The sequence below is a fragment of the Acinetobacter sp. ANC 7912 genome (assembly GCF_039862785.1).
Classification (GTDB): Bacteria; Pseudomonadota; Gammaproteobacteria; order Pseudomonadales; family Moraxellaceae; genus Acinetobacter; species Acinetobacter thermotolerans.
The window spans coordinates 2,870,260-2,889,753 of record NZ_CP156795.1 but is presented as its reverse complement, the minus strand read 5'-3'; the positions used below and the strand labels follow the sequence as shown (position 1 = coordinate 2,889,753).

The 19,494-nt window shown below is 44.8% G+C and carries 19 protein-coding genes and 5 tRNA genes; 22 read left to right on the top strand and 2 right to left on the bottom strand.

The genetic code is table 11. The annotated features are described in order from the left end of the window. Positions 1-4 precede the first annotated feature (4 nt). Entirely contained in the window at positions 5-592 is a 588-nt protein-coding gene (gene pgsA, locus ABEF84_RS14130; protein ID WP_034588037.1) for a CDP-diacylglycerol--glycerol-3-phosphate 3-phosphatidyltransferase, read from the top strand. Between the two features lie 815 nt (positions 593-1,407). On the opposite strand, the gene ABEF84_RS14125 is transcribed toward pgsA, so the two are convergent. Continuing rightward, on the bottom strand, positions 1,408-1,683 hold the full coding sequence (locus tag ABEF84_RS14125) for an oxidative damage protection protein (protein ID WP_034588041.1): 276 nt from the start codon (positions 1,681-1,683) through the stop codon (positions 1,408-1,410). A 29-nt stretch (positions 1,684-1,712) separates the two neighbouring features. Next, the gene (argH, locus tag ABEF84_RS14120; protein WP_034588042.1) at positions 1,713-3,143 is read right to left on the bottom strand and encodes an argininosuccinate lyase; all 1,431 of its coding nucleotides are present in this window, start codon (positions 3,141-3,143) and stop codon (positions 1,713-1,715) included. Here argH and ABEF84_RS14115 point away from each other — a divergent pair. The 21 genes from ABEF84_RS14115 (at position 3,134) to secE (ending at position 19,491) form a co-directional block, all read left to right on the top strand. Next, the gene (locus ABEF84_RS14115; RefSeq protein WP_034588045.1) at positions 3,134-4,288 is read left to right on the top strand and encodes a sensor histidine kinase; all 1,155 of its coding nucleotides are present in this window, start codon (positions 3,134-3,136) and stop codon (positions 4,286-4,288) included. The genes argH and ABEF84_RS14115 overlap by 10 nt on opposite strands. Before the next feature lie 54 nt (positions 4,289-4,342). Further along, on the top strand, positions 4,343-5,083 hold the full coding sequence (locus tag ABEF84_RS14110) for a LytTR family DNA-binding domain-containing protein (RefSeq protein WP_034588048.1): 741 nt from the start codon (positions 4,343-4,345) through the stop codon (positions 5,081-5,083). Positions 5,084-5,189: 106 nt separating this feature from the next. Further along, positions 5,190-6,110 carry a hydroxymethylbilane synthase gene (hemC, locus tag ABEF84_RS14105; RefSeq protein WP_034588049.1) on the top strand — a complete coding sequence of 307 codons (921 nt, stop codon included), beginning with the start codon at positions 5,190-5,192 and terminating at the stop codon, positions 6,108-6,110. A gap of 6 nt (positions 6,111-6,116) precedes the next feature. Then, on the top strand, positions 6,117-6,896 hold the full coding sequence (locus tag ABEF84_RS14100) for a uroporphyrinogen-III synthase (RefSeq protein ID WP_347454647.1): 780 nt from the start codon (positions 6,117-6,119) through the stop codon (positions 6,894-6,896). Then, a complete protein-coding gene (locus ABEF84_RS14095) occupies positions 6,893-7,723 on the top strand; it encodes a hypothetical protein (protein ID WP_034588054.1) in 831 nt (276 codons plus the stop codon). The genes ABEF84_RS14100 and ABEF84_RS14095 overlap by 4 nt, the downstream gene beginning before the upstream one ends. 6 nt (positions 7,724-7,729) lie before the next feature. Further along, positions 7,730-8,923 (top strand): hypothetical protein, encoded by a 1,194-nt coding sequence (locus ABEF84_RS14090; RefSeq protein WP_034588055.1) that lies wholly within the window; start codon positions 7,730-7,732, stop codon positions 8,921-8,923. A gap of 13 nt (positions 8,924-8,936) precedes the next feature. Beyond that, on the top strand, positions 8,937-9,365 hold the full coding sequence (locus ABEF84_RS14085) for a thioesterase family protein (RefSeq protein WP_034588058.1): 429 nt from the start codon (positions 8,937-8,939) through the stop codon (positions 9,363-9,365). 145 nt (positions 9,366-9,510) lie between these two features. Further along, a complete protein-coding gene (locus tag ABEF84_RS14080; protein ID WP_034584203.1) occupies positions 9,511-9,834 on the top strand; it encodes an H-NS family nucleoid-associated regulatory protein in 324 nt (107 codons plus the stop codon). A gap of 180 nt (positions 9,835-10,014) precedes the next feature. Beyond that, complete coding sequence (gene gspN / locus ABEF84_RS14075) at positions 10,015-10,758, top strand: type II secretion system protein N (protein WP_347454648.1); 744 nt, start codon at positions 10,015-10,017, stop codon at positions 10,756-10,758. Then, entirely contained in the window at positions 10,758-11,630 is an 873-nt protein-coding gene (locus tag ABEF84_RS14070) for a type II secretion system protein N (RefSeq protein ID WP_034584208.1), read from the top strand. Before gspN ends, ABEF84_RS14070 begins: the two co-directional genes overlap by 1 nt. 38 nt (positions 11,631-11,668) lie before the next feature. Further along, positions 11,669-13,909 (top strand): type II secretion system secretin GspD, encoded by a 2,241-nt coding sequence (gene gspD, locus ABEF84_RS14065; protein WP_347454649.1) that lies wholly within the window; start codon positions 11,669-11,671, stop codon positions 13,907-13,909. A 64-nt stretch (positions 13,910-13,973) separates the two neighbouring features. After that, positions 13,974-14,627 (top strand): FHA domain-containing protein, encoded by a 654-nt coding sequence (locus tag ABEF84_RS14060; protein WP_034584215.1) that lies wholly within the window; start codon positions 13,974-13,976, stop codon positions 14,625-14,627. 82 nt (positions 14,628-14,709) lie between these two features. After that, entirely contained in the window at positions 14,710-15,378 is a 669-nt protein-coding gene (gene gph / locus ABEF84_RS14055) for a phosphoglycolate phosphatase (protein WP_034584217.1), read from the top strand. 109 nt (positions 15,379-15,487) lie between these two features. Continuing rightward, on the top strand, positions 15,488-16,981 hold the full coding sequence (gene trpE / locus ABEF84_RS14050) for an anthranilate synthase component I (protein WP_034584220.1): 1,494 nt from the start codon (positions 15,488-15,490) through the stop codon (positions 16,979-16,981). A 98-nt stretch (positions 16,982-17,079) separates the two neighbouring features. Then, positions 17,080-17,155 (top strand) — tRNA-Thr (locus ABEF84_RS14045). A gap of 55 nt (positions 17,156-17,210) precedes the next feature. Next, positions 17,211-17,294, top strand: a tRNA-Tyr gene (locus tag ABEF84_RS14040). Between the two features lie 37 nt (positions 17,295-17,331). Beyond that, positions 17,332-17,407: transfer RNA gene (locus ABEF84_RS14035), tRNA-Gly, on the top strand. A gap of 21 nt (positions 17,408-17,428) precedes the next feature. Next, positions 17,429-17,503, top strand: a tRNA-Thr gene (locus ABEF84_RS14030). A 156-nt stretch (positions 17,504-17,659) separates the two neighbouring features. Then, entirely contained in the window at positions 17,660-18,850 is a 1,191-nt protein-coding gene (tuf, locus tag ABEF84_RS14025; protein ID WP_347453254.1) for an elongation factor Tu, read from the top strand. Positions 18,851-18,901: 51 nt separating this feature from the next. Continuing rightward, a tRNA-Trp gene (locus ABEF84_RS14020) sits at positions 18,902-18,977 on the top strand. Positions 18,978-19,053: 76 nt separating this feature from the next. Next, a complete protein-coding gene (secE, locus tag ABEF84_RS14015) occupies positions 19,054-19,491 on the top strand; it encodes a preprotein translocase subunit SecE (RefSeq protein ID WP_034587977.1) in 438 nt (145 codons plus the stop codon). Positions 19,492-19,494: the final 3 nt, after the last annotated feature.

The following is a 19,494-nucleotide window of genomic DNA, read 5'->3' as shown; positions in this document are numbered from 1 at the left end:
GTCTATGACTACAGGTCGTATCCTGAATATTCCAAACATCTTGACCCTGGCACGTATTGTCCTGATTCCGGTCTTTCTTTTGGTGGCATATTGGCCGCCTGCTATGGGGCTTGATAACAGCAATCCGGATATGACTCGCCACATGTTGCTCACGGCGATTTTTGTGATTGCGGCGGTGACGGACTGGTTTGATGGTTATCTGGCCAGAACGCTGAACCAGACCTCTGCTTTTGGCCGTTTCCTAGATCCAGTGGCAGACAAGTTGATGGTGGCGGCAGCACTCATTGTGTTGGTGCAATGGCAGCCAACCGTATCTATGGCTTTTGCAGCCATCGTGATTATTTCGCGTGAAATTACGGTGTCAGCCCTACGTGAATGGATGGCAGAACTCGGGGCACGTACCAGTGTTGCAGTATCAACGGTAGGTAAATACAAAACTGCCTTCCAGATGATCGCGATTACGGTATTCTTGCTCAACTGGCAGCCACTGGAAATGTTGGCTTATGCCTTGCTGTATACAGCAGTGGTATTGACCTTATGGTCGATGATGATTTACCTGAAAGCGGCCTGGCCATACCTGAAACAGCCTTAAACAGATTCTGAAAATAAAGCTCCAATTACTGGGGCTTTTTTTATGTGCAAGACAAAAGTGACAGACAAAAAAACACCCAGCCTTTGGGGGAAGAACTGGGCGTGAAATCGGGGATATTTATCGCTATTATACAAAGATGTTGCCATCTTCTTGAGTTCTATTATAAGAAGCTGATTTTTTAATTCATGTACATTCTTGTAGTCAAATGTTGCAGTTCGTAGAGTGGCATGTATCTGATATTTACAATCCATTATTTTGAAACAAATTAAATATTTATTTTAAGCTAAGCCAATGATTTATAGTTTTAAATCTGTTAAATATGAGCCTGAAAAATAATTTTAATTGATTAGTAAAATTTTATAGTAGTCGTAATTTTTGTCTAAAAATTTAACCCAAAGCTGGGTTATGTATATTGTACTTTAGGGAAATAAAAGACTGGGCTGAATTTCTTGAAGAAATGAATAATTTCTATTGATCAAAATAATAGAGTTTAATTAAAGATAATATTTAGAATTCCTTGGTTGTATTTAACGGAATTTTCTTCTTTTTGTGAAAATTTTGGACCTAAGTAATTGAAAAATAGCCTTTAAAAAATCTTCTAGTCTTGCGTAACTTTTAGGATTTTTAGGGCAATAAAAATCCTCTAGTAAATAGGGGATTCTTTTTAAATTAAAGCCTATGCGCAGCATAGCTGCTTGTCTGCGGCGTGGCGGAGCAGTGCTTTTGATATAAGAAAAGCTCCGTTCAAGGAGCTTTTCAAATGTTGACCTACGCGCACCTTCGGTGCTTGTCTTGCAGAAAAATAAGGCAGCGCCTTATTTTTCTTCAGGCTTTAGCCCTTCAGCTTTTTCCAATGATTCATCATTGTTGAAGAACTTCTCACGTTGCTCTTCCAGAAACTTCTTCGCATCTGGTTCAAACACGTTAAGACGCTTTTCATTGATCAGCGTGGTCTGGTGTTTAAGCCATTCCTGCCAAGCCTGTTTAGATACGGTGTCAAACAGTTCCTGACCCTTTGCACCCGGGAATGGTGCAAAGTCCAAGCCTTCCATTTCTTTTTGATATTTACGGCAAAATACTTGTCGAGACATATCAATACTCCAAATTTAAGCGAATACCATTAAGCGTAAAGTTTTTCCAGGCGGGCATAAGCGCGTTGAATTGCTGCTTCGACTTGTGCTGGTGAAGTACCACCAATGTGGTTACGTGCATTCACTGATGCTTCAAGGGTTAAGGCTTTTTCAAATACATCCGCCTGAATCAGTGGTGAAAACTGCTGTAACTGTTCCAGTGTCAGTTCAGACAGGTCTTTACCTTCCTGAACACCCAAAGCTACTGCTTTACCGACGATTTCGTGTGCATCACGGAAGGCAACGCCATTTTTCACCAGGTAGTCAGCTAAGTCAGTCGCAGTAGAGAAACCACGTAGGGCTGCTTCACGCATGATTTCGACATTTGGAACCAGTGCAGGAATCATGTCAGCAAATGCCATCAATGAACCGCGAACGGTATCGATTGCATCAAATAATGGCTCTTTGTCTTCCTGGTTGTCTTTGTTGTATGCCAATGGTTGACCTTTCATCAGGGTCAACAGGCTCATCAGGTCGCCATAGACACGGCCAGTCTTACCACGAATCAACTCAGGCACATCCGGGTTTTTCTTCTGTGGCATGATGGAAGAGCCAGTACAGAAACGGTCTGGAATATTTACAAATTTGAACTGTGCAGAAGTCCACAGGATCATTTCTTCTGACATACGAGACAGATGCATCATGATCAGGGAAGCTGCCGCATTGAATTCGATACCGAAATCACGATCAGATACCGCATCCAGCGAGTTTTCAGCTACAGCCTCAAAACCTAATAGTTCAGCCGTATAAGCACGATCGATTGGATAAGTCGTACCTGCTAAAGCTGCGGAACCTAAAGGCATACGGTTGACGCGTTTACGGCAGTCAATCAGACGCTCAGAGTCACGTACCAGCATTTCAAACCATGCCAGCAGGTGGTGACCAAAAGTCACAGGCTGTGCAGTTTGTAGATGGGTGAAGCCAGGCATGATGGTATTGGTATTTTTTGCTGCCAGACCCAGAATACCTTTTTGTAATTTTTCCAGTAGTTTTAAGATTTCATCAATCTCGTCACGTACATATAGGCGGATATCCGTTGCTACCTGGTCATTACGGCTACGGCCGGTATGCAGTTTTTTACCGGTAATGCCGATGCGCTGAGTCAGACGTGACTCAATGTTCATGTGCACATCTTCAAGGTCAATGCGCCATTCGAAGTTACCTGCTTCAATATCCGCTTTAATCGCGTTCAGGCCAGTAATGATGTCATCACGTTCTCGTTCAGTCAGCACGCCCACTTTTGCAAGCATGGTTGCATGCGCAATTGAACCCGCAATATCTTGTTTATAAAAACGTTGGTCAAATTGTACAGATGCTGTAAATTCAGCAACAAAAGCATCAGTCGCTTCAGAGAAACGACCGCCCCACATGCCAGAAGTTTGGGCTTGTGATGGATTTGAGGAATTAGAAGATGTGGTCATGTCGGCTCAATAAGATTAAAAGCAGTAGAACGAAAAAGAGTATAGCAAATTCAACGGCACTTGCCGAAGTTCCATCTGCTCAATCTTCTGCTGAGCTGATGGGTCACAAGGAATTTTCCTATTTCTTTGGCTTGATTGGAAATTGGCGCTATCTGTTGGAGCTATTTGTTGGCGGCAATGTTCTGGCACTAGTGCTGAGTCTGGCTGAAGCCCAGTCTTGGCAGGCGCTGAATCTGACTCATCTGTTGCAATATGCGCTGTATATCAACTGGGTACTGCTGTGTTTTGCGGCTTTTGTGCAGTTGTTTCACCAGCGCTTTGATCGTATGGGCATTAAAGCTGCCCTCATCGCTGGTTTCTTGTTATTACAAGCCATTGTGTTGGTCACGACAGTGACTTTAAACGTCTTGATACATTTCGGCATAAATTTTCATCTGCGTAGCCTGACGACGGAGATCGCCTTTGATCGCGTGGGGATGCATCTTAGCTTTGGTATTTTGCTGGGAACTTTTTGTTTTCGTTATCTGTATTTAAGAGAACAGTGGTCACGGCAGCATCATAGTGAGTTGAATTCCCGGATTCAGGCCATGCAGGCACGGATTCAGCCACACTTTTTATTTAATAGTTTGAATAGTGCGATTAGTTTGATCAGTATCGATCCAGATAAAGCGGAACATATGCTACTCAATCTATCCCGGTTGTTTCGTGCCAGTTTTCAGGAGTTGAAACTGGTGAGTTTGCAGGAGGAAATTGACCTGTGCCGGCGCTATCTGGAGATTGAACAGATTCGTCTTGGCGAGCGTTTACAGGTCGAATGGAAACTAGAAAACAAGGACTTATACTCACAAGTCCAGATTCCGTTATTGACTTTACAACCACTTTTGGAAAATAGTATTTTCCATGGAGTTGAAAAAATTCTGACAAAGAGTACGATAAGCATATTGATCGAAATCCTGCAGAATCAAATTAGTATCATTATAACAAACCCATATTCACAGGATGATGCAGTATTAAAACGGGGAAATGGTATTGCAATTGAAAATGTTCAACAGCGTTTAAAGGCCTATTATGGGCCATCTGTGATTTTCAGAACTTATGCCGGCAAGGGAATTTATACGACGGTTGTGCAATATCATTATAAATAACAAGAAAATACGGTTAGCTTTATAATAAAGAGATGTTAACTGGAGGAGGGATAAATGGACATCCTGATCTGTGATGATGAGCCACTCGCGGTTGAGCGTCTGGCACGCCTGGTCAGCCAGCTGGGCCATACTGTCGTTGCGACGGCTACCCATGGTCAGCAAGCTATCGATCTGGCACATCAACACGAGCCTGATGTCGTACTACTTGATATTCAAATGCCTGAAATGGACGGTTTGCGCTGTGCGCAGCATTTACGTCAACTCGACCCCATGCCGGCAATTGTATTCTGCACGGCCTATGACCATCATGCGCTGGATGCATTCAAGTCAAATGCAGAAGGCTACTTGCTTAAACCAGTGATGCAACAGGAGTTGTCACAGGTTCTTGAGCATTTAACTAAACTCACCCAAGCTCAAATGAGCCAATTAAAACAAAAAGAAAATATGGAAGAACTCAATGTCAGCCGCCATCAGATTGCGGCAAAAACGTATCGCGGGGTGGAGCTTGTCCCTGTGGAGAATATTTACTATTTCCTGGCTGACCAGAAATATGTCACGGTACGACATAAAAATGGCAGTGTCCTGATCGATGAAACCTTAAAGGACCTAGAACAGGAATTTGGCCAAAATTTCATTCGTATTCATCGTAATGCGCTGGTATCGATTAATTATCTGGATGGCCTGGAAGTGGTCAGCTCAGGACAATACCAGGTGCGCTGCCGTGAGCTGGATGAGCGACTTGCGGTAAGTCGACGTCACTTGCCGTATTTGCGTGAACGCATTCATAAACTTTGATTTATGTGATTTTGATTTGTAAGGGTAACTTGCATAAATTCACTTGCATTTTAAAGTGATCAGGTTAAGTTTAGACTATTGTTCACACGCATTGTATTTGAAATTTATGAAGACCCTTAAAATCGCAACTCGACAAAGTCCGCTTGCATTGTGGCAAGCGGAACATATTCGTGCACGCCTGCAGCAACTACATGCGGATCTGCAGGTGGAGCTGGTGACCTTTGTTACGCAGGGCGATAAAATTCTGGATACACCACTAGCCAAGATTGGCGGTAAGGGTCTGTTTGTTAAAGAACTGGAAGCAGCCTTGCTGGATGGGCGTGCTGATCTGGCGGTGCATTCGATGAAAGATGTGCCGATGGTGCTGCCTGAAGGATTAAGTCTTGCAGTGATCTGTGAGCGTGAAGATCCGTTTGATGCTTTTGTTTCCAATACTTACACAAGCTTTGATGAGCTACCACAGGGTGCTAAAGTCGGGACATCTAGCCTGCGCCGTAAATGCCAGATTCTCAAAGCACGCCCTGACCTGGAAATTATCGATCTGCGAGGGAATGTGGGTACCCGTCTGTCCAAGCTGGATGCAGGTAACTATGATGCCATTATTCTGGCTAGTGCCGGTCTGAAACGTCTTGGTCTGGCGGAACGTATCCGTCATACGATTGTGCCTGAAGTCAGCTTACCTGCCGTAGGACAGGGAGCCTTGGGTTTAGAATGCCGAAGCAACGATCAGGTAGTTCTTGATCTAATCTTGCCTTTATTACATGCAGAAACCGATGCTTGTGTGCGTGCAGAACGTGCTTTCAATGCCTATCTGGAAGGTGGCTGTCAGGTGCCTATCGCGGGTTATGCAACTTTAAATGCTGGCACAATTTCCATTGAGGGCCGTGTCGGCAGTACCGATGGTATAACCCTATTAAAAGCACAGTTGCAGGCAGATGCCAGCGAAGCTGAGCAATTAGGCGTTTCTCTGGCACAAAACCTGTTAGCACAAGGTGCAGGTGAGTTACTTAAAGCCCTGCATTCATAATTTTCTATGCTGTTTATTAATACCCGCCCCCAGGATCGCGCCCAACAACTCACGCAGCAGCTGCAGGTTACGCAGATTCCTGTGGTCGAGCTGCCTTTATTAGAACTGGTTGCACAACCTTGGTCCGCTGAACTTGACCACCTCTATCAGCAGTTGAGTCATGTCCAAGTTATTGTGGTGGTCAGCCCCACTGCGGTTGAGATTGGTATGCAATATCTGCAGCAGGCTGGAATTTCATTGGATTCACTGGCGCATATACAGTGGATTGCAGTCGGAAAAAAGACTGAACAGGCCTTGCTGAAATATGGTTTTCACAGCTATGTCCCACAAGTCGAAACTTCTGAAGGTATGCTGCAACTGCCAGTTTTAAATAATCTGCCACAAGGCTCAACGGTAGCATTCTGGCGTGGTGAAGGTGGGCGCCAGTTTATGATGCAGCAATTGTGTCAGCAGGGTATTAAGGTTCTAAATTTAGTATTGTATCGGCGTCAGTGCCCGCTACAGTCGCAACAGCAAATTCTTCATTTGCTTCCGCAATTACAACAGCAAAATCAATATGCAGTGTTAATTAGTAGTGAAGCCAGCTGGTTAAATTGGTTGGCTTTGCTGAAGCATGATATATTGCTGATTGAAAAAGGAATTTATTTTGTTTTAGGTCTACGTTTGGCCAAAGTTTTGGGGGAATACCGGCAAGATCATGCTACAGCATTTGAAATTATCCAGCTGGAAAGCTTAAATGCAGGTCAGATCGTGCGGGAGATGGAGCAGGTACAGGGGCACTCATGAAAAAATTCTTAATCGTGCTATTGATCGTGGCATTGGCCTGGATGATCAAACTGAGCTATGACCTGTTTAACCTGCGCAGCCAGCAGAATGAACTCAGTACGAACTTTAGCCTGCTCCAGAAACAAAATGCCAATCTGAATGACAATATTGTTGCCTTAAAGCGCCAACTTTCTGCACAGCAGGGACAGAAGTCTCCTGACATTCAAGCACCACAAATCTCGGCGGCTAAAGTCACCCATGATACTGAACTGGTGCGTCAGCAGCTGGATTTGATTGAATTTGCCTTACAGCTACAACAGTATAGTACGGCTGTGGAAAAGCTGAGTCAGTTACAGTTGAATCTGGATAGCTATGCTTTGTCTCCAGCATTAGTGGAAAGTCTAAAAGAGGTTTTGGGTAAAGATCAGATGATGCTACAGCAGTTTATCAATAGTCGTCTGGTACAGCAGAACCGCATTCGTGACATGCTCAATCATATAGATGTGGAAATGGCGAGAGAGATGCAAGCGCCACATCAAATCAATTCTACAGCGTCTGGTTCATTCTGGCAGCGTCTGATTCAAATTGAACCAGCAGCAAAACCAAGTGCCATACTCATGCAGCGTGGCCTTATTTTGAAAGAAGCGCAGTTGCGTTTATTAATGGTGCAGCAGACCTTACAGCAAGGACAGCAGGTGCCCTTTCAGCAGGCTATTAGTGCAGTGATTGAAGTATTGCAGCAGCTCCCGGATGCCAAAAGCCAGCAATGGATCAAACAGCTGGAACAGATGAAAAATACACCACTGACCCCAGTGCCGTCCCTGAATACCCGTACCTTGATGAGCTGATCACGTATGAAACAGATTTTGCTTGCTTATTTGTTGGTCTGCCTGTTTGGAGTCGCGGTCCTCAGTGTGCTGAGTTATGGGCATGGTGCTGGTTATGCCTATTTATACTGGCGTGACTGGCAGGTACAGACCAATTTATGGGTATTGGTTGGCATCCTAGTGATTCTGAGCTTTAGCATGCAAATGCTGTGGTATGTAGTGAAGCGATATCTGACCCGCGAACAGCGTAAAACTGAGAAAGTATTCAGTTTTAGTCATCTACACCCCTATGAGCAATTGGCGGTGATCTGGTTGCTGAATGCAGCACAGGATCAGCGTGATTTTATTCAACAGTCCTTTGCCCAGTCTGGATTATTAAAAGATATTATTCATGCACGATTATCTTGGGGGCAGCAGCATTTTGACGAGGCTTTAAAATCATTAAATCAGTCGAATCCGATGGCATTTGAACTGGCGGAATTACAACGGATTGAAATCTATTTATCTCAGCAGGATGGGCAGCAGGCTTTAACCCATTTAGAATTTTTGAATCAGCATGAATTATCGCCTTGGTTATTTAAGGTGAAATCTGCTTATCAACAGCGTTTAACTAATTTATGGGGGCAATTTGCCTTACAATTCCCATGGTTATATTTACGCTCGACCCAATATGGTCATTTAGAGCAGAATATCAAAACCTTGTGGCTGGAACAGTTATTGCTCGCTTTTGAGCAAGCCACGGAAGATGATTTAAATTATTTGCAGCGGCGTTATTTAGATTTAAGCGATGAAATATTTAGCCGTGATTATGCGGTGAAATTACTCTGGTTGAAACTGTTGTTTAAAATGCCGGAAATGGCAGTTGAGCATGAAAAACTGGCGGTACATTTACTCGAAGAGCAATTTAATCAGGATGTATTCTATTTATGGTTCCAGCAGCAATTATTGCGACAAAATCCCGATTATAAGCTGATTAATCGCCAGATTTCTTTGTGGGAAGAAAAATATACCGCTGTTCCAGTATTAACCTTTGCCAAATGGCATGTCTTGCAGGCAGCAGGTCATGAAGATGAAGCACAGCAATTATTAGAGTTATATCCTGATGATGTGCGTATGAGTTATTTACGGATTAAAGCGGCTTTACAGGGGCAGGACGAGTTACAACGACAACTCAATCAGGTTTTTGAAACCAATACCAATTTCATTCAAACAAAAATTTAAAAAAGGGAAATATATGCAATCACTCGCACAGTATCCGGTGATCTTAGATCAACGCGTGGCTTGGGGAGACATGGATGCGTTTGGTCATGTCAATAATGTGATGTATTACCGTTATATCGAAAGTGCGCGTCTGCTGTATCTGGAGCGCTTAAATATTTTAATGGGTGCATTAGTGACTGTGGTTGCAACCAATCAATGCCGTTATTTAAAACCGGTGGTTTATCCGGATCAGTTAAAAATTGGCACGCGTATAGACGAAATCGGTCGTACTTCATTCAAAATGAGTTATATATTATGGAGTGAACAGCAGCAGAGTATTGTGGCGACTTCAGAAGCAGTTTTAGTCTGTATTAATAAACATACTGGGCAAAAAATGGAAATTCCGGAAGATATTCAAAAAATAATCAGAGAACTAGAAAATACTGTTGGGCATATAATTTAAGACGAGAAAAAAGTATTTAATTTGTAATTTATTTATTATTTGTCTTATCCGTATAAACTTTTTTATTGAATAAATGATTTAATCTAAATATCATAAAAAAGTTATTTAATTTATAAAACAAATAATATCATTTATGGAGAGAGTTATGCCTGATATTACTAATTTATCTGTTGAAGAGTTAAAACGTTTGCAAGCTGAAGCTGAAGCGTTAATTGCTTCAAAAAAAGATCAAGAGATTGAAGATGCTTATAATCAGGTATTAAGTATTGCTGAAAAAGTCGGCATGAGCATTGAACAACTGTTAGAGTTTGGTGCGTCTAAACGTAAAAAATCATCTCGTAAAGCAGTAGAGCCACGTTACCGTAGCAAATCTAATCCAAACGATACCTGGACAGGTCGTGGTAAACAGCCACGCTGGTTGGTGGCTGAACTGGAAAATGGTGCCAAGCTGGAAGATTTCCTGATCTAAATTTCAGTTTTGAATCCGGTCATAGGTTGTTATGGAGATGACCTATGCAATTTTAACCAAGCTCTTTTGCTTGGTTTTTTTATGCCAATGAATTGGCGCAACTGAAAAAGTATGCATAATGTGTAGATAAAGAAAAAATGATAATCAGGGATTGTAAATTGATTAATTGGTTGGGGTGTTATGGGCGGTAAACCGAAAACATTCAAATGGTTGATTTTTGTCGTAGTCGCCTTTTTTATTTTCGTGGTTTTGCAGGTGCCAGCTGCCTGGCTAATTTCAAAATTTTATAAAAATAATCAGGTTCTGCATAATGTCAGCGGTAATATCTGGCAGGGGAATGCGGACTGGAACAAGGGGCAACTCAAGGGAAGCTTAAACTGGCAGATCCGTCCATTCGATCTGTTGTTGCTGCGCATCGGTGCCAATGTCGAAATCCATAGTGGAAACACCAAACTGAGTGGAATCATGGCCTATGGCCTGACCAAAACCTTGATCGCCAAAAAACTCGAAGGACAAGTTGCACCAGAAACCCTAAAAACGCTGGCTGACTGGCAGTGGCCAATTAATGCGATCCAATTTAATCAGCTAGATTTCAAGTATAAAAAACAAAATGGCTTTAGTGATGTGGATGGCCAGGTGAACTGGGCCGGTGGGGAATTGCTCTATACCTTTGCCCAGCGTCAGGAGCGGATGAATGTACCTGTACTGGCTGGAAAGTTGGCTGATGAGTCTGGAAAACTGTTGCTAGATGTGCGTGATAGCCGTGACCAGAAAATGCTGAATATTGAACTCGATCCGGAGCTGATGCTGAATGTGCAGTTGACTCAGCGTATGTTGCTGAATGTGCCTTCTTATGAAGGTAAGGCAGGACTGGACACCTATGTCATCAGTACCCGTCAACCCTTATTGGGAGGCGTGAACTGATGGCGCTGGATCTCGATAAATTTAAACAACTGGATTTACAATCCTTGAACAAGGCTGCACCGGCCTTGCTGGTTTTGCTAATTTTATATTTGTGCTGGAAGCTGGCCGCCTTGTTCTGGTTGGTGGTAGCCCCTCCACAGGCCTTACAGCTGGAACGTGTCGAGCTAGGTTCACAGCAACCTAGAATTCCGAATATCAGTTCATTTTCTCTGTTCCAGGAAACTGGCCGCACAGCTAACAATGCTGATGTCTCCAATATCCTGTTGCAGGGCGTGATGATCGCGAGTCCAAGCTATCGTTCTTCCGCTGTATTGAAACTGAATGATCAGGCGGATCGTTATCTGGTCGGTGAAACGCTGGGTGATACGGGCTATGAACTGGCAGAAGTCTATTGGGATCACGTGGTCATTCGTCAGAAGAGTGGCGCGTCCAAAGAAATTTACTTTAAAGGGCTGGAAAATGGCTTGAATCAGCCATGGCAAAGCAATGAGCAGTCCAAAAATAATAACAGTTCATCATCTGCATCAGGTTGGAGTAATTCCGGTAACCAGCAAAATAATGAACCGTCTTCACCGCAGAATGAGATCAGTCGTGCCATTCAGCAGATGAATGAGAATCGGGAGCGGTATCTGGAAAATATGGGGGTTTCTGCTGGTGGAGATGGTTATGAAGTCACTTCACGGACTCCTGCTGTACTGCGTAACCGTCTGGGGTTAAGGCCGGGAGATCGGATTATTTCCCTGAATGGACAGACCGTAGCTGCTGGGCAGTCAGAAGCCCAATTGTTGGAGCAGGCACGTCAGCAGGGTCAGGTGAAGCTCGAAATTAAGCGTGGTGATCAGGTGATGACCATACAACAGGATTTAAAGTGATATGGCATCACATATAGGGTTGGGAAACATTTAGGTTTATGGCTTTATTTAATAATAATCGATCAGCATGGGCATTTTGTGTTGCTGCCCCTCTGGTGGCTATGGTCAGCACAGCCAGCCATGCACAAACATGGAAAATTAACCTGCGTGATGCAGATCTGGCAGCATTTATTAATGAAGTTGCTGATATTACCGGGAAAAACTTTGCTGTGGATCCGCGCGTACGCGGTAATGTGACCGTGATTTCCAATCGCGCCCTCAACAAGGATGAAGTTTATGACCTATTCCTTGGGGTGCTGAACGTCAACGGTGTGGTAGCCATTCCATCCGGCAATACCATCAAGCTGGTCCCTGACAATAATGTGAAAAGCTCCGGTATTCCTTATGATGCCCGGCATCGCGCGACCGGTGACCAGATCGTGACCCGTGTGATCTGGCTGGAAAATACCAACCCCAATGACCTGATTCCCGCTTTACGTCCTTTAATGCCACAGTTTGCCCATTTAGCCGCTGTACCGGGCACCAATGCGCTGATTGTTTCTGACCGTGCCAGCAATATTTACCAGCTGGAAACCATTGTGCGCAATCTGGATGGTACCGGGCAGAATGACATCGAAGCCATTACCCTGCAGTCCAGTCAGGCTGAGGAAATGATCGGTCTGATAGAATCCATGACACTCACTGGTGCAGCCAAAGATCTTAAAGGCTCACGTGTACGTGTCATTGCGGATCAGCGTACCAATCGGATTATCATCAAAGGCGATACCGCCACTCGTAAGCGTATCCGTCAGATCATTGAAACGCTGGATGTACCAGCTGCAGACCGTCTCGGTGGATTGAAAGTTTTCCGCCTGAAATATGCCAGTGCCAAGAATCTGGCTGAAATTCTGCAAGGATTAGTGTCTGGACAAAATTTAGGCCGTAGCAGCACTTCTGAAAGCAGTTCGACTGGAACCTCACTCAATACCTTGGGTAATAATAATGCTTCATCCAGTATGTCTCAGGACAGTTCCAGCTCGAATATCCAGCTTAATTCCGGCTTTGGCAATAACCAGCAAGGTATTACCAGCTACAGTGCCAATGGCGTGAGCATCATTGCTGATACCACGCAGAATTCACTGGTGGTCAAAGCTGATCCGCAACTGATGCGTGAAATTGAATCGGCCATTAGTCAGCTGGATACCCGTCGCCAGCAGGTGCTGATTGAAGCTGCAATTATGGAAGTGGAAGGCACGGATGCTGATCAACTTGGAGTTCAGTGGGCTCTTGGTGATCTGAGCAGCGGAATTGGGCTGATCAATTTTGATAATTTTGGTTCCAGTTTGAAAAATATTGCAGCAGGTTATCTGACCGGCGGTGCGGCCGGTGCGGGCAGTGCCATTGGTGCAGGAACCTCGCTGGTGATTGGGGATTATCGTGAAGGCAATGATGGTTCGCGTAAGCTGTATGGTGCAATGATTCAGGCGCTGAAAGAAACTACCAAGTCCAATATCCTGTCGACCCCGTCGATCGTGACCATGGATAATGAAGAAGCTTATATTGTCGTCGGTGAAAACGTACCTTTTGTCACAGGTTCAGTGTCGACCACTTCCACTGGTGTTGCCAATCCATACACGACCATTGAACGTAAAGACGTCGGTGTTACCTTAAAAGTCATTCCACATATTGGTGATGATGGTACGGTGCGTCTGGAAGTCGAGCAGGAAGTCTCTGATGTCAAGGATAACAAGGGGCAGGCATCCGATCTGGTCACCACCAAACGTGCGATTAAAACCTCGATTCTGGCAGAGCATGGTCAAACCATTGTGCTAGGTGGTCTGATTTCGGATAACACGCGTTATGGTCGTCAGGCGGTGCCGGGACTAGGTGCAATTCCAGGACTTGGACGTCTATTCCGTTCCGAAGGCAAGTCTAACCAGAAACGTAATCTGCTGGTGTTTATTCACCCGACTATCGTGGGTGACCAGAACGAAGTGCGCAAGATTTCCCAGCAGCGTTATAGCCAGCTGTATAGTCTGCAGTTAGCGCTGGATAATGATGGTAACTTTGCCAAGTTGCCAGAAAATCTGGACGATGTGTATCAGCAGCGGATTCCAGTATCCAAGCCGCCATTAGGTTCGACATATAAAACGGTACCAAGTGCGCCTGTTCAGAGCCAACCTCAGGCCGTGGTAACGACGCCAGTGGCGATTGAGCCAGAAGTTCAGCGCCAGCCAGTGCAGCATGTCGAGAAAAGCCGTAATACCGTGACCACAACGACTTTACGCCCAAAAAGCTAAGCTTACGGTCTTTGCAAACCACGTGTTATGATCATGGCAACAGAATAAAAGAGAAGTGGATGTTATGACTTGGAAAATTCAAGCCATCTCTGGTGATTTGACCGGGCAGGAAATTAGCATTGACCATGACATGCTGGTTGGTCGTCACCAGGCTGCCGATATCGTGCTACAAGCCGCAGAAATCTCCCGTAAGCATGCGGCATTTTTAGTGAAAGAAGATGCACTATGGGTACAAGATCTAGGTTCTTCTAACGGCACTTTTGTTAATGATCAGCGCATTGATGCAGAAGCATTGCTCAAAGAAGGGGATATTGTCCAGTTTGCCAGCCTGAAATTCTCGGTGCTTGCGCCAGCCCAAGAGGTGGTAGTGGAGCCTGAACTGGAACAGACAGCTGAACGTGTGATTGAAGAAGCTGAAGAAAAGAATGCTGCACATCAGATGAATGAACAGGGTATGCCGGAGCTGAAAGAGCGTGATGCCTCTGTACAGTTGACGCGTGATGGTATGCCAACCAATGTGGGTATTCCAAAACCAGCCCCAATTCCTGAAGGTGTTGACCTGTCCAAAGCAACCCCTGAACCAAAATCGATTCCAGTGGAAGAACCCGTTTCCCGTGTAGAACAGGCGAAAGAAGAGCAAAAAAACGCTTCTGTCGGTTTGATTTCCTTAATTGTTCTCATAATTTTGGCAATTGTGGCTTGGCTTTTCTTTAAATAAGCCGAGTATTGGTTACAATCAAGGCATGCAAACGCATGCCTTTTTTGTGGCTGCGTGATGAATGAATAAGATGAGGGTGAACATGTCGATTGCACAACTGGATAAGCGCGAGCTGATTTTATTTGATCTGGATGGAACTTTGGTGGATTCGGCATCTGACCTCTATCGCGCCATGAATATGAGCCTAAACGTGCTACAGCTGCCTTTTGTGACCGAAGAACAGGTGCGAGTATGGATTGGTAAGGGAACTTCCAAGTTCTGTGAGAGCGTGCTGAAACACCTGACTGGAGAACTAAACCCAGTCCAGCACCAGCAGTTATTGGAAACCTTTTTGGAAATCTACAACGCCGATCCATGTATCGATACGGTGCCTTTTCCGGGAATTATCGAATTCCTGCAATGGGGCAAAGCTAATAAGAAGAAGCTGATTTGTGTGACCAATAAACCGGAACAGCCTGCACGCAGTATTCTGGATATTCTGGGAATGGCAGAATATTTTGATGACACCATTGGTGGTGACCGCTTTACCGAGCGTAAGCCGGATCCCCGACAGTTGCTACATTGTGTCGAATATTATGGTGTGACTAAAGAACAGGTGTTGATGGTTGGTGATTCAATCAATGACATCGAAGCAGCACGCCGTGCGGGAATCGATTGTATTGTGGTCAGCTATGGCTATAATCATGGTGAGAATATAGCAGACTGTCATCCTCAAGAAATCGTGGATGACTTACGTGAACTGCTTGCTTAATACAGGGTACGAAGGAAACAAGATGAATAGTTGTAAGGTTTTTCGATGGCGTCGCTCAGTCCAATTCCATTTTCATACTGAGTAACCCTAATTTAAAGAGAAAAACCGAATGACAACTTCAGCACAATTCCAGCAACTTGTATCTCAAGGCTACAACCTGATTCCTGTTTACCGCCAGCGTCTGGCGGATACTGAAACCCCGCTCTCTGTCTTTGCTCGTCTAAAACAGCATACCCAAGCCTATCTGTTTGAATCTGTGGAAGGGGGAGAGAACTGGGCACGCTATTCGATTATTGGTCTGGGTGAATCGATTGTGTTCTCCTGCAATGCAGGTGAGCTCACGGTTCAGCACCCGGATGGTTCGATTGAAAAGCAGCAGTGCAGCGATCCTTTCCAATATATTCGTGATTTCCAGAAACAGTTTAAGGTGCCAACCCAGGCTGAGCTGCCAAGCCTGCCAAGCTTTACCGGTGGCCTCGTCGGCTATTTTGGTTATGACTCGGTACGTTATATTGAACCAAAGCTGAAAAACGTGCCGGAAGCCGATCCGGTTGGTCTGCCAGATATCTGGATGATGCTCTCTAAAACCGTCATCGTGTTTGATAACCTGAAGGATACCCTGTTCCTGATTATACATGCCGATGTAACTGATCCAGAGGCTTATCAGAAAGCACAGCAACAATTGGATGAGCTGGAAAATCTTCTGGCGACACCGGTAAGCCTGAAAGCAGAAAAACATACCCCACCACATTTTGAATCTTTAACCGGGCATGACAACTTCATTGCCTCCATTGAGAAGGTGAAAGAGTACATCCGTGCCGGAGACGTGATGCAGGTGGTGCCTGGCCACCGTATGGTCTCTGATTTTGATGGTGAGCCTTTACAGGTCTATCGTGCACTGCGTCATCTTAATCCATCGCCTTATCTGTTCCTGGTGCAAGGACAGACGCTAGAAAACAATACGCCGTTCCATATTGTCGGCTCTTCGCCGGAAATTCTGTCACGTCTGGAAAATGGCATTGCCACCGTGCGTCCGCTGGCGGGTACCCGTCCTCGCGGTAAAACCAAAGAAGAAGATCTGGCGCTGGAAAAAGATCTGCTTTCTGATGAAAAAGAGATTGCAGAACACCTCATGCTGATTGACTTGGGGCGAAATGATGTCGGTCGTGTCTCTAAAATCGGCAAAGTGCAGGTAACTGATCAAATGGTGATCGAACGTTATTCACATGTCATGCACATTGTGTCCAATGTGCAGGGTGAAGTGCGTGATGATGTCGATGCGCTGGATGTTTTTAAGGCGACTTTCCCTGCTGGTACACTTTCTGGGGCACCAAAAATCCGTGCCATGGAAATTATTGACGAAGTTGAGCCGGTAAAACGTGGAATTTTTGGTGGTGCTGTTGGTTATTTAGGCTGGCACGGCGAAATGGACATGTCGATCGCGATTCGTACCTGTGTGATTCGCGAAAATAAGGTCTATGTACAGGCCGGGGCAGGCCTGGTTGCAGACTCAAATCCTGAATCTGAGTGGAATGAAACCCAAATAAAAGCTCGCGCAGTGATCAAAGCGGTTGAATTATCATCAAACGGATTGATTTTATGAGTTTTTGGCGGTTTTTTTGAAAAAAACACTTGCATGGATTCTGAGTTTTGCTAAACTGCACACCGTTCCGATACGAAACGTACGAAACACTAAGAAACGCCGGCATAGCTCAGTTGGTAGAGCAACTGACTTGTAATCAGTAGGTCCACAGTTCGAATCCGTGTGCCGGCACCATCTTAGAGAGTTTGGAGTGAGAAGTAAAGAACGACACTGGTGTAAGTGTAAAAATGGTGAGGTTCCCGAGCGGTCAAAGGGGGCGGACTGTAACTCCGCTACGAAAGTTTCGAAGGTTCGAATCCTTCCCTCACCACCAATTTTAAGACTTCAGTAAGTGGATGTACCAACATAGTGCGGGAGTAGCTCAGTTGGTAGAGCGGCAGCCTTCCAAGCTGCATGTCGCGAGTTCGATCCTCGTCTCCCGCTCCATTATATGAAGTACGATAATTTGCTCTTATAGCTCAGTGGTAGAGCACTCCCTTGGTAAGGGAGAGGTCTCGAGTTCAAATCTCGATAAGAGCTCCAGATTACAGTTTATATTATAGCAACATTGTTGCAAAAGATTTCAAAAGCAGGCTATTTAGTCTGCTTTTCAAGTATTGGGCGTTTGATTTTTTTAGGCGATATGTCGGAGCTGAGTTTTACTCAGAATTGTGTTCGACGTAAACGAGGAAGATGAACATGGCTAAGGCTAAGTTTGAACGTAATAAGCCACACGTTAACGTGGGCACAATCGGTCACGTTGACCATGGTAAAACAACTTTAACAGCTGCGATTGCAACTGTATGTGCTAAAAAATTCGGTGGTGAAGCGAAAGACTACGCTGCAATCGACTCTGCACCAGAAGAAAAAGCACGTGGTATTACAATTAACACTTCTCACGTAGAATACGACTCTCCAACTCGTCACTACGCCCACGTAGACTGCCCAGGACACGCCGATTATGTTAAAAACATGATCACTGGTGCTGCTCAGATGGACGGTGCGATCCTTGTATGTGCTGCGACTGACGGTCCAATGCCACAAACTCGTGAACACATCCTGCTTTCTCGTCAGGTAGGTGTACCTTACATCGTTGTTTACCTGAACAAATGTGACCTTGTAGACGACGAAGAGCTTCTTGAGCTGGTTGAAATGGAAGTTCGTGAACTTCTTTCTACTTACGACTTCCCAGGCGACGACACTCCAGTAATCCGTGGTTCAGCTCTTGCTGCACTGAATGGTGAAGCTGGTCAATATGGTGAAGACTCAGTAGTTGCTCTTGTTGAAGCGCTTGACTCTTACATTCCAGAGCCAGAACGTGCAATCGACCAACCATTCTTGATGCCAATCGAAGACGTATTCTCAATTTCTGGTCGTGGTACAGTAGTAACTGGCCGTGTAGAAACTGGTGTAATCCGTGTTGGTGAAGAAGTTGAAATCGTTGGTATCAAAGATACAGCGAAAACAACTGTAACTGGCGTTGAAATGTTCCGTAAACTTCTTGACGAAGGCCGTGCTGGTGAGAACTGTGGTATCTTGCTTCGTGGTACTAAACGTGAAGAAGTACAACGTGGTCAAGTACTTGCTAAACCAGGTACAATCAAACCGCACACTAAATTCGACGCAGAAGTATACGTACTGTCTAAAGACGAAGGTGGCCGTCACACTCCATTCCTGAATGGTTACCGTCCACAGTTCTACTTCCGTACAACTGATGTAACTGGTGCGATCCAGTTGAAAGAAGGCGTTGAAATGGTAATGCCAGGTGACAACGTTGAAATGTCAGTAGAACTGATCCACCCAATCGCAATGGACGCTGGCTTACGCTTCGCGATCCGTGAAGGTGGTCGTACAGTTGGTGCTGGTGTAGTATCTCGCGTTACTGCATAATATAGTGTAAGATAATGACTGGAGCCTCGGCTCCAGTCTGTCTTTTTTTGAAGGTCAGTAGTTCAATTGGTAGAGCGTCGGTCTCCAAAACCGAATGTTGGGGGTTCGAGTCCCTCCTGACCTGCCATCTTTTTTTCTTAAGATGCTTGATGTCGGCAATTCTGGTCATATAATAAGTCGCGAAACCTACGACGAGTAAAAAAATGTCGAATGATAAAACACGTGACGCTACAAGCGGCGCGGCAATTCCTCAAAGAAATAATCCTGTAGATGTAAAAACTGGTTCTCCATTAGATGTCATTCTATGGGTTATCGCCTTGATTTTATTGGGCGGTGCACTGATGGTAAATCAATATTTGCCAGCATATTGGGCACCAGCGAATGATATCTGGGTTCGTGTTGGGGTGATTTTAGCTTGTATCGTAGGCGCTTTAGGTTTATTATACGCCACCCATCAAGGCAAAGGCTTTGTTCGACTGCTGAAAGATGCACGAATCGAGCTTCGTCGTGTGACCTGGCCTACTAAACAGGAAACCGTGACCACTTCATGGCAGGTTCTTCTGGTAGTTATTATTGCAGCCATTGTCTTATGGTGCTTTGACTATGTCTTAGGCTGGTTAATGAAGTTTATTATCGGGTAAGAG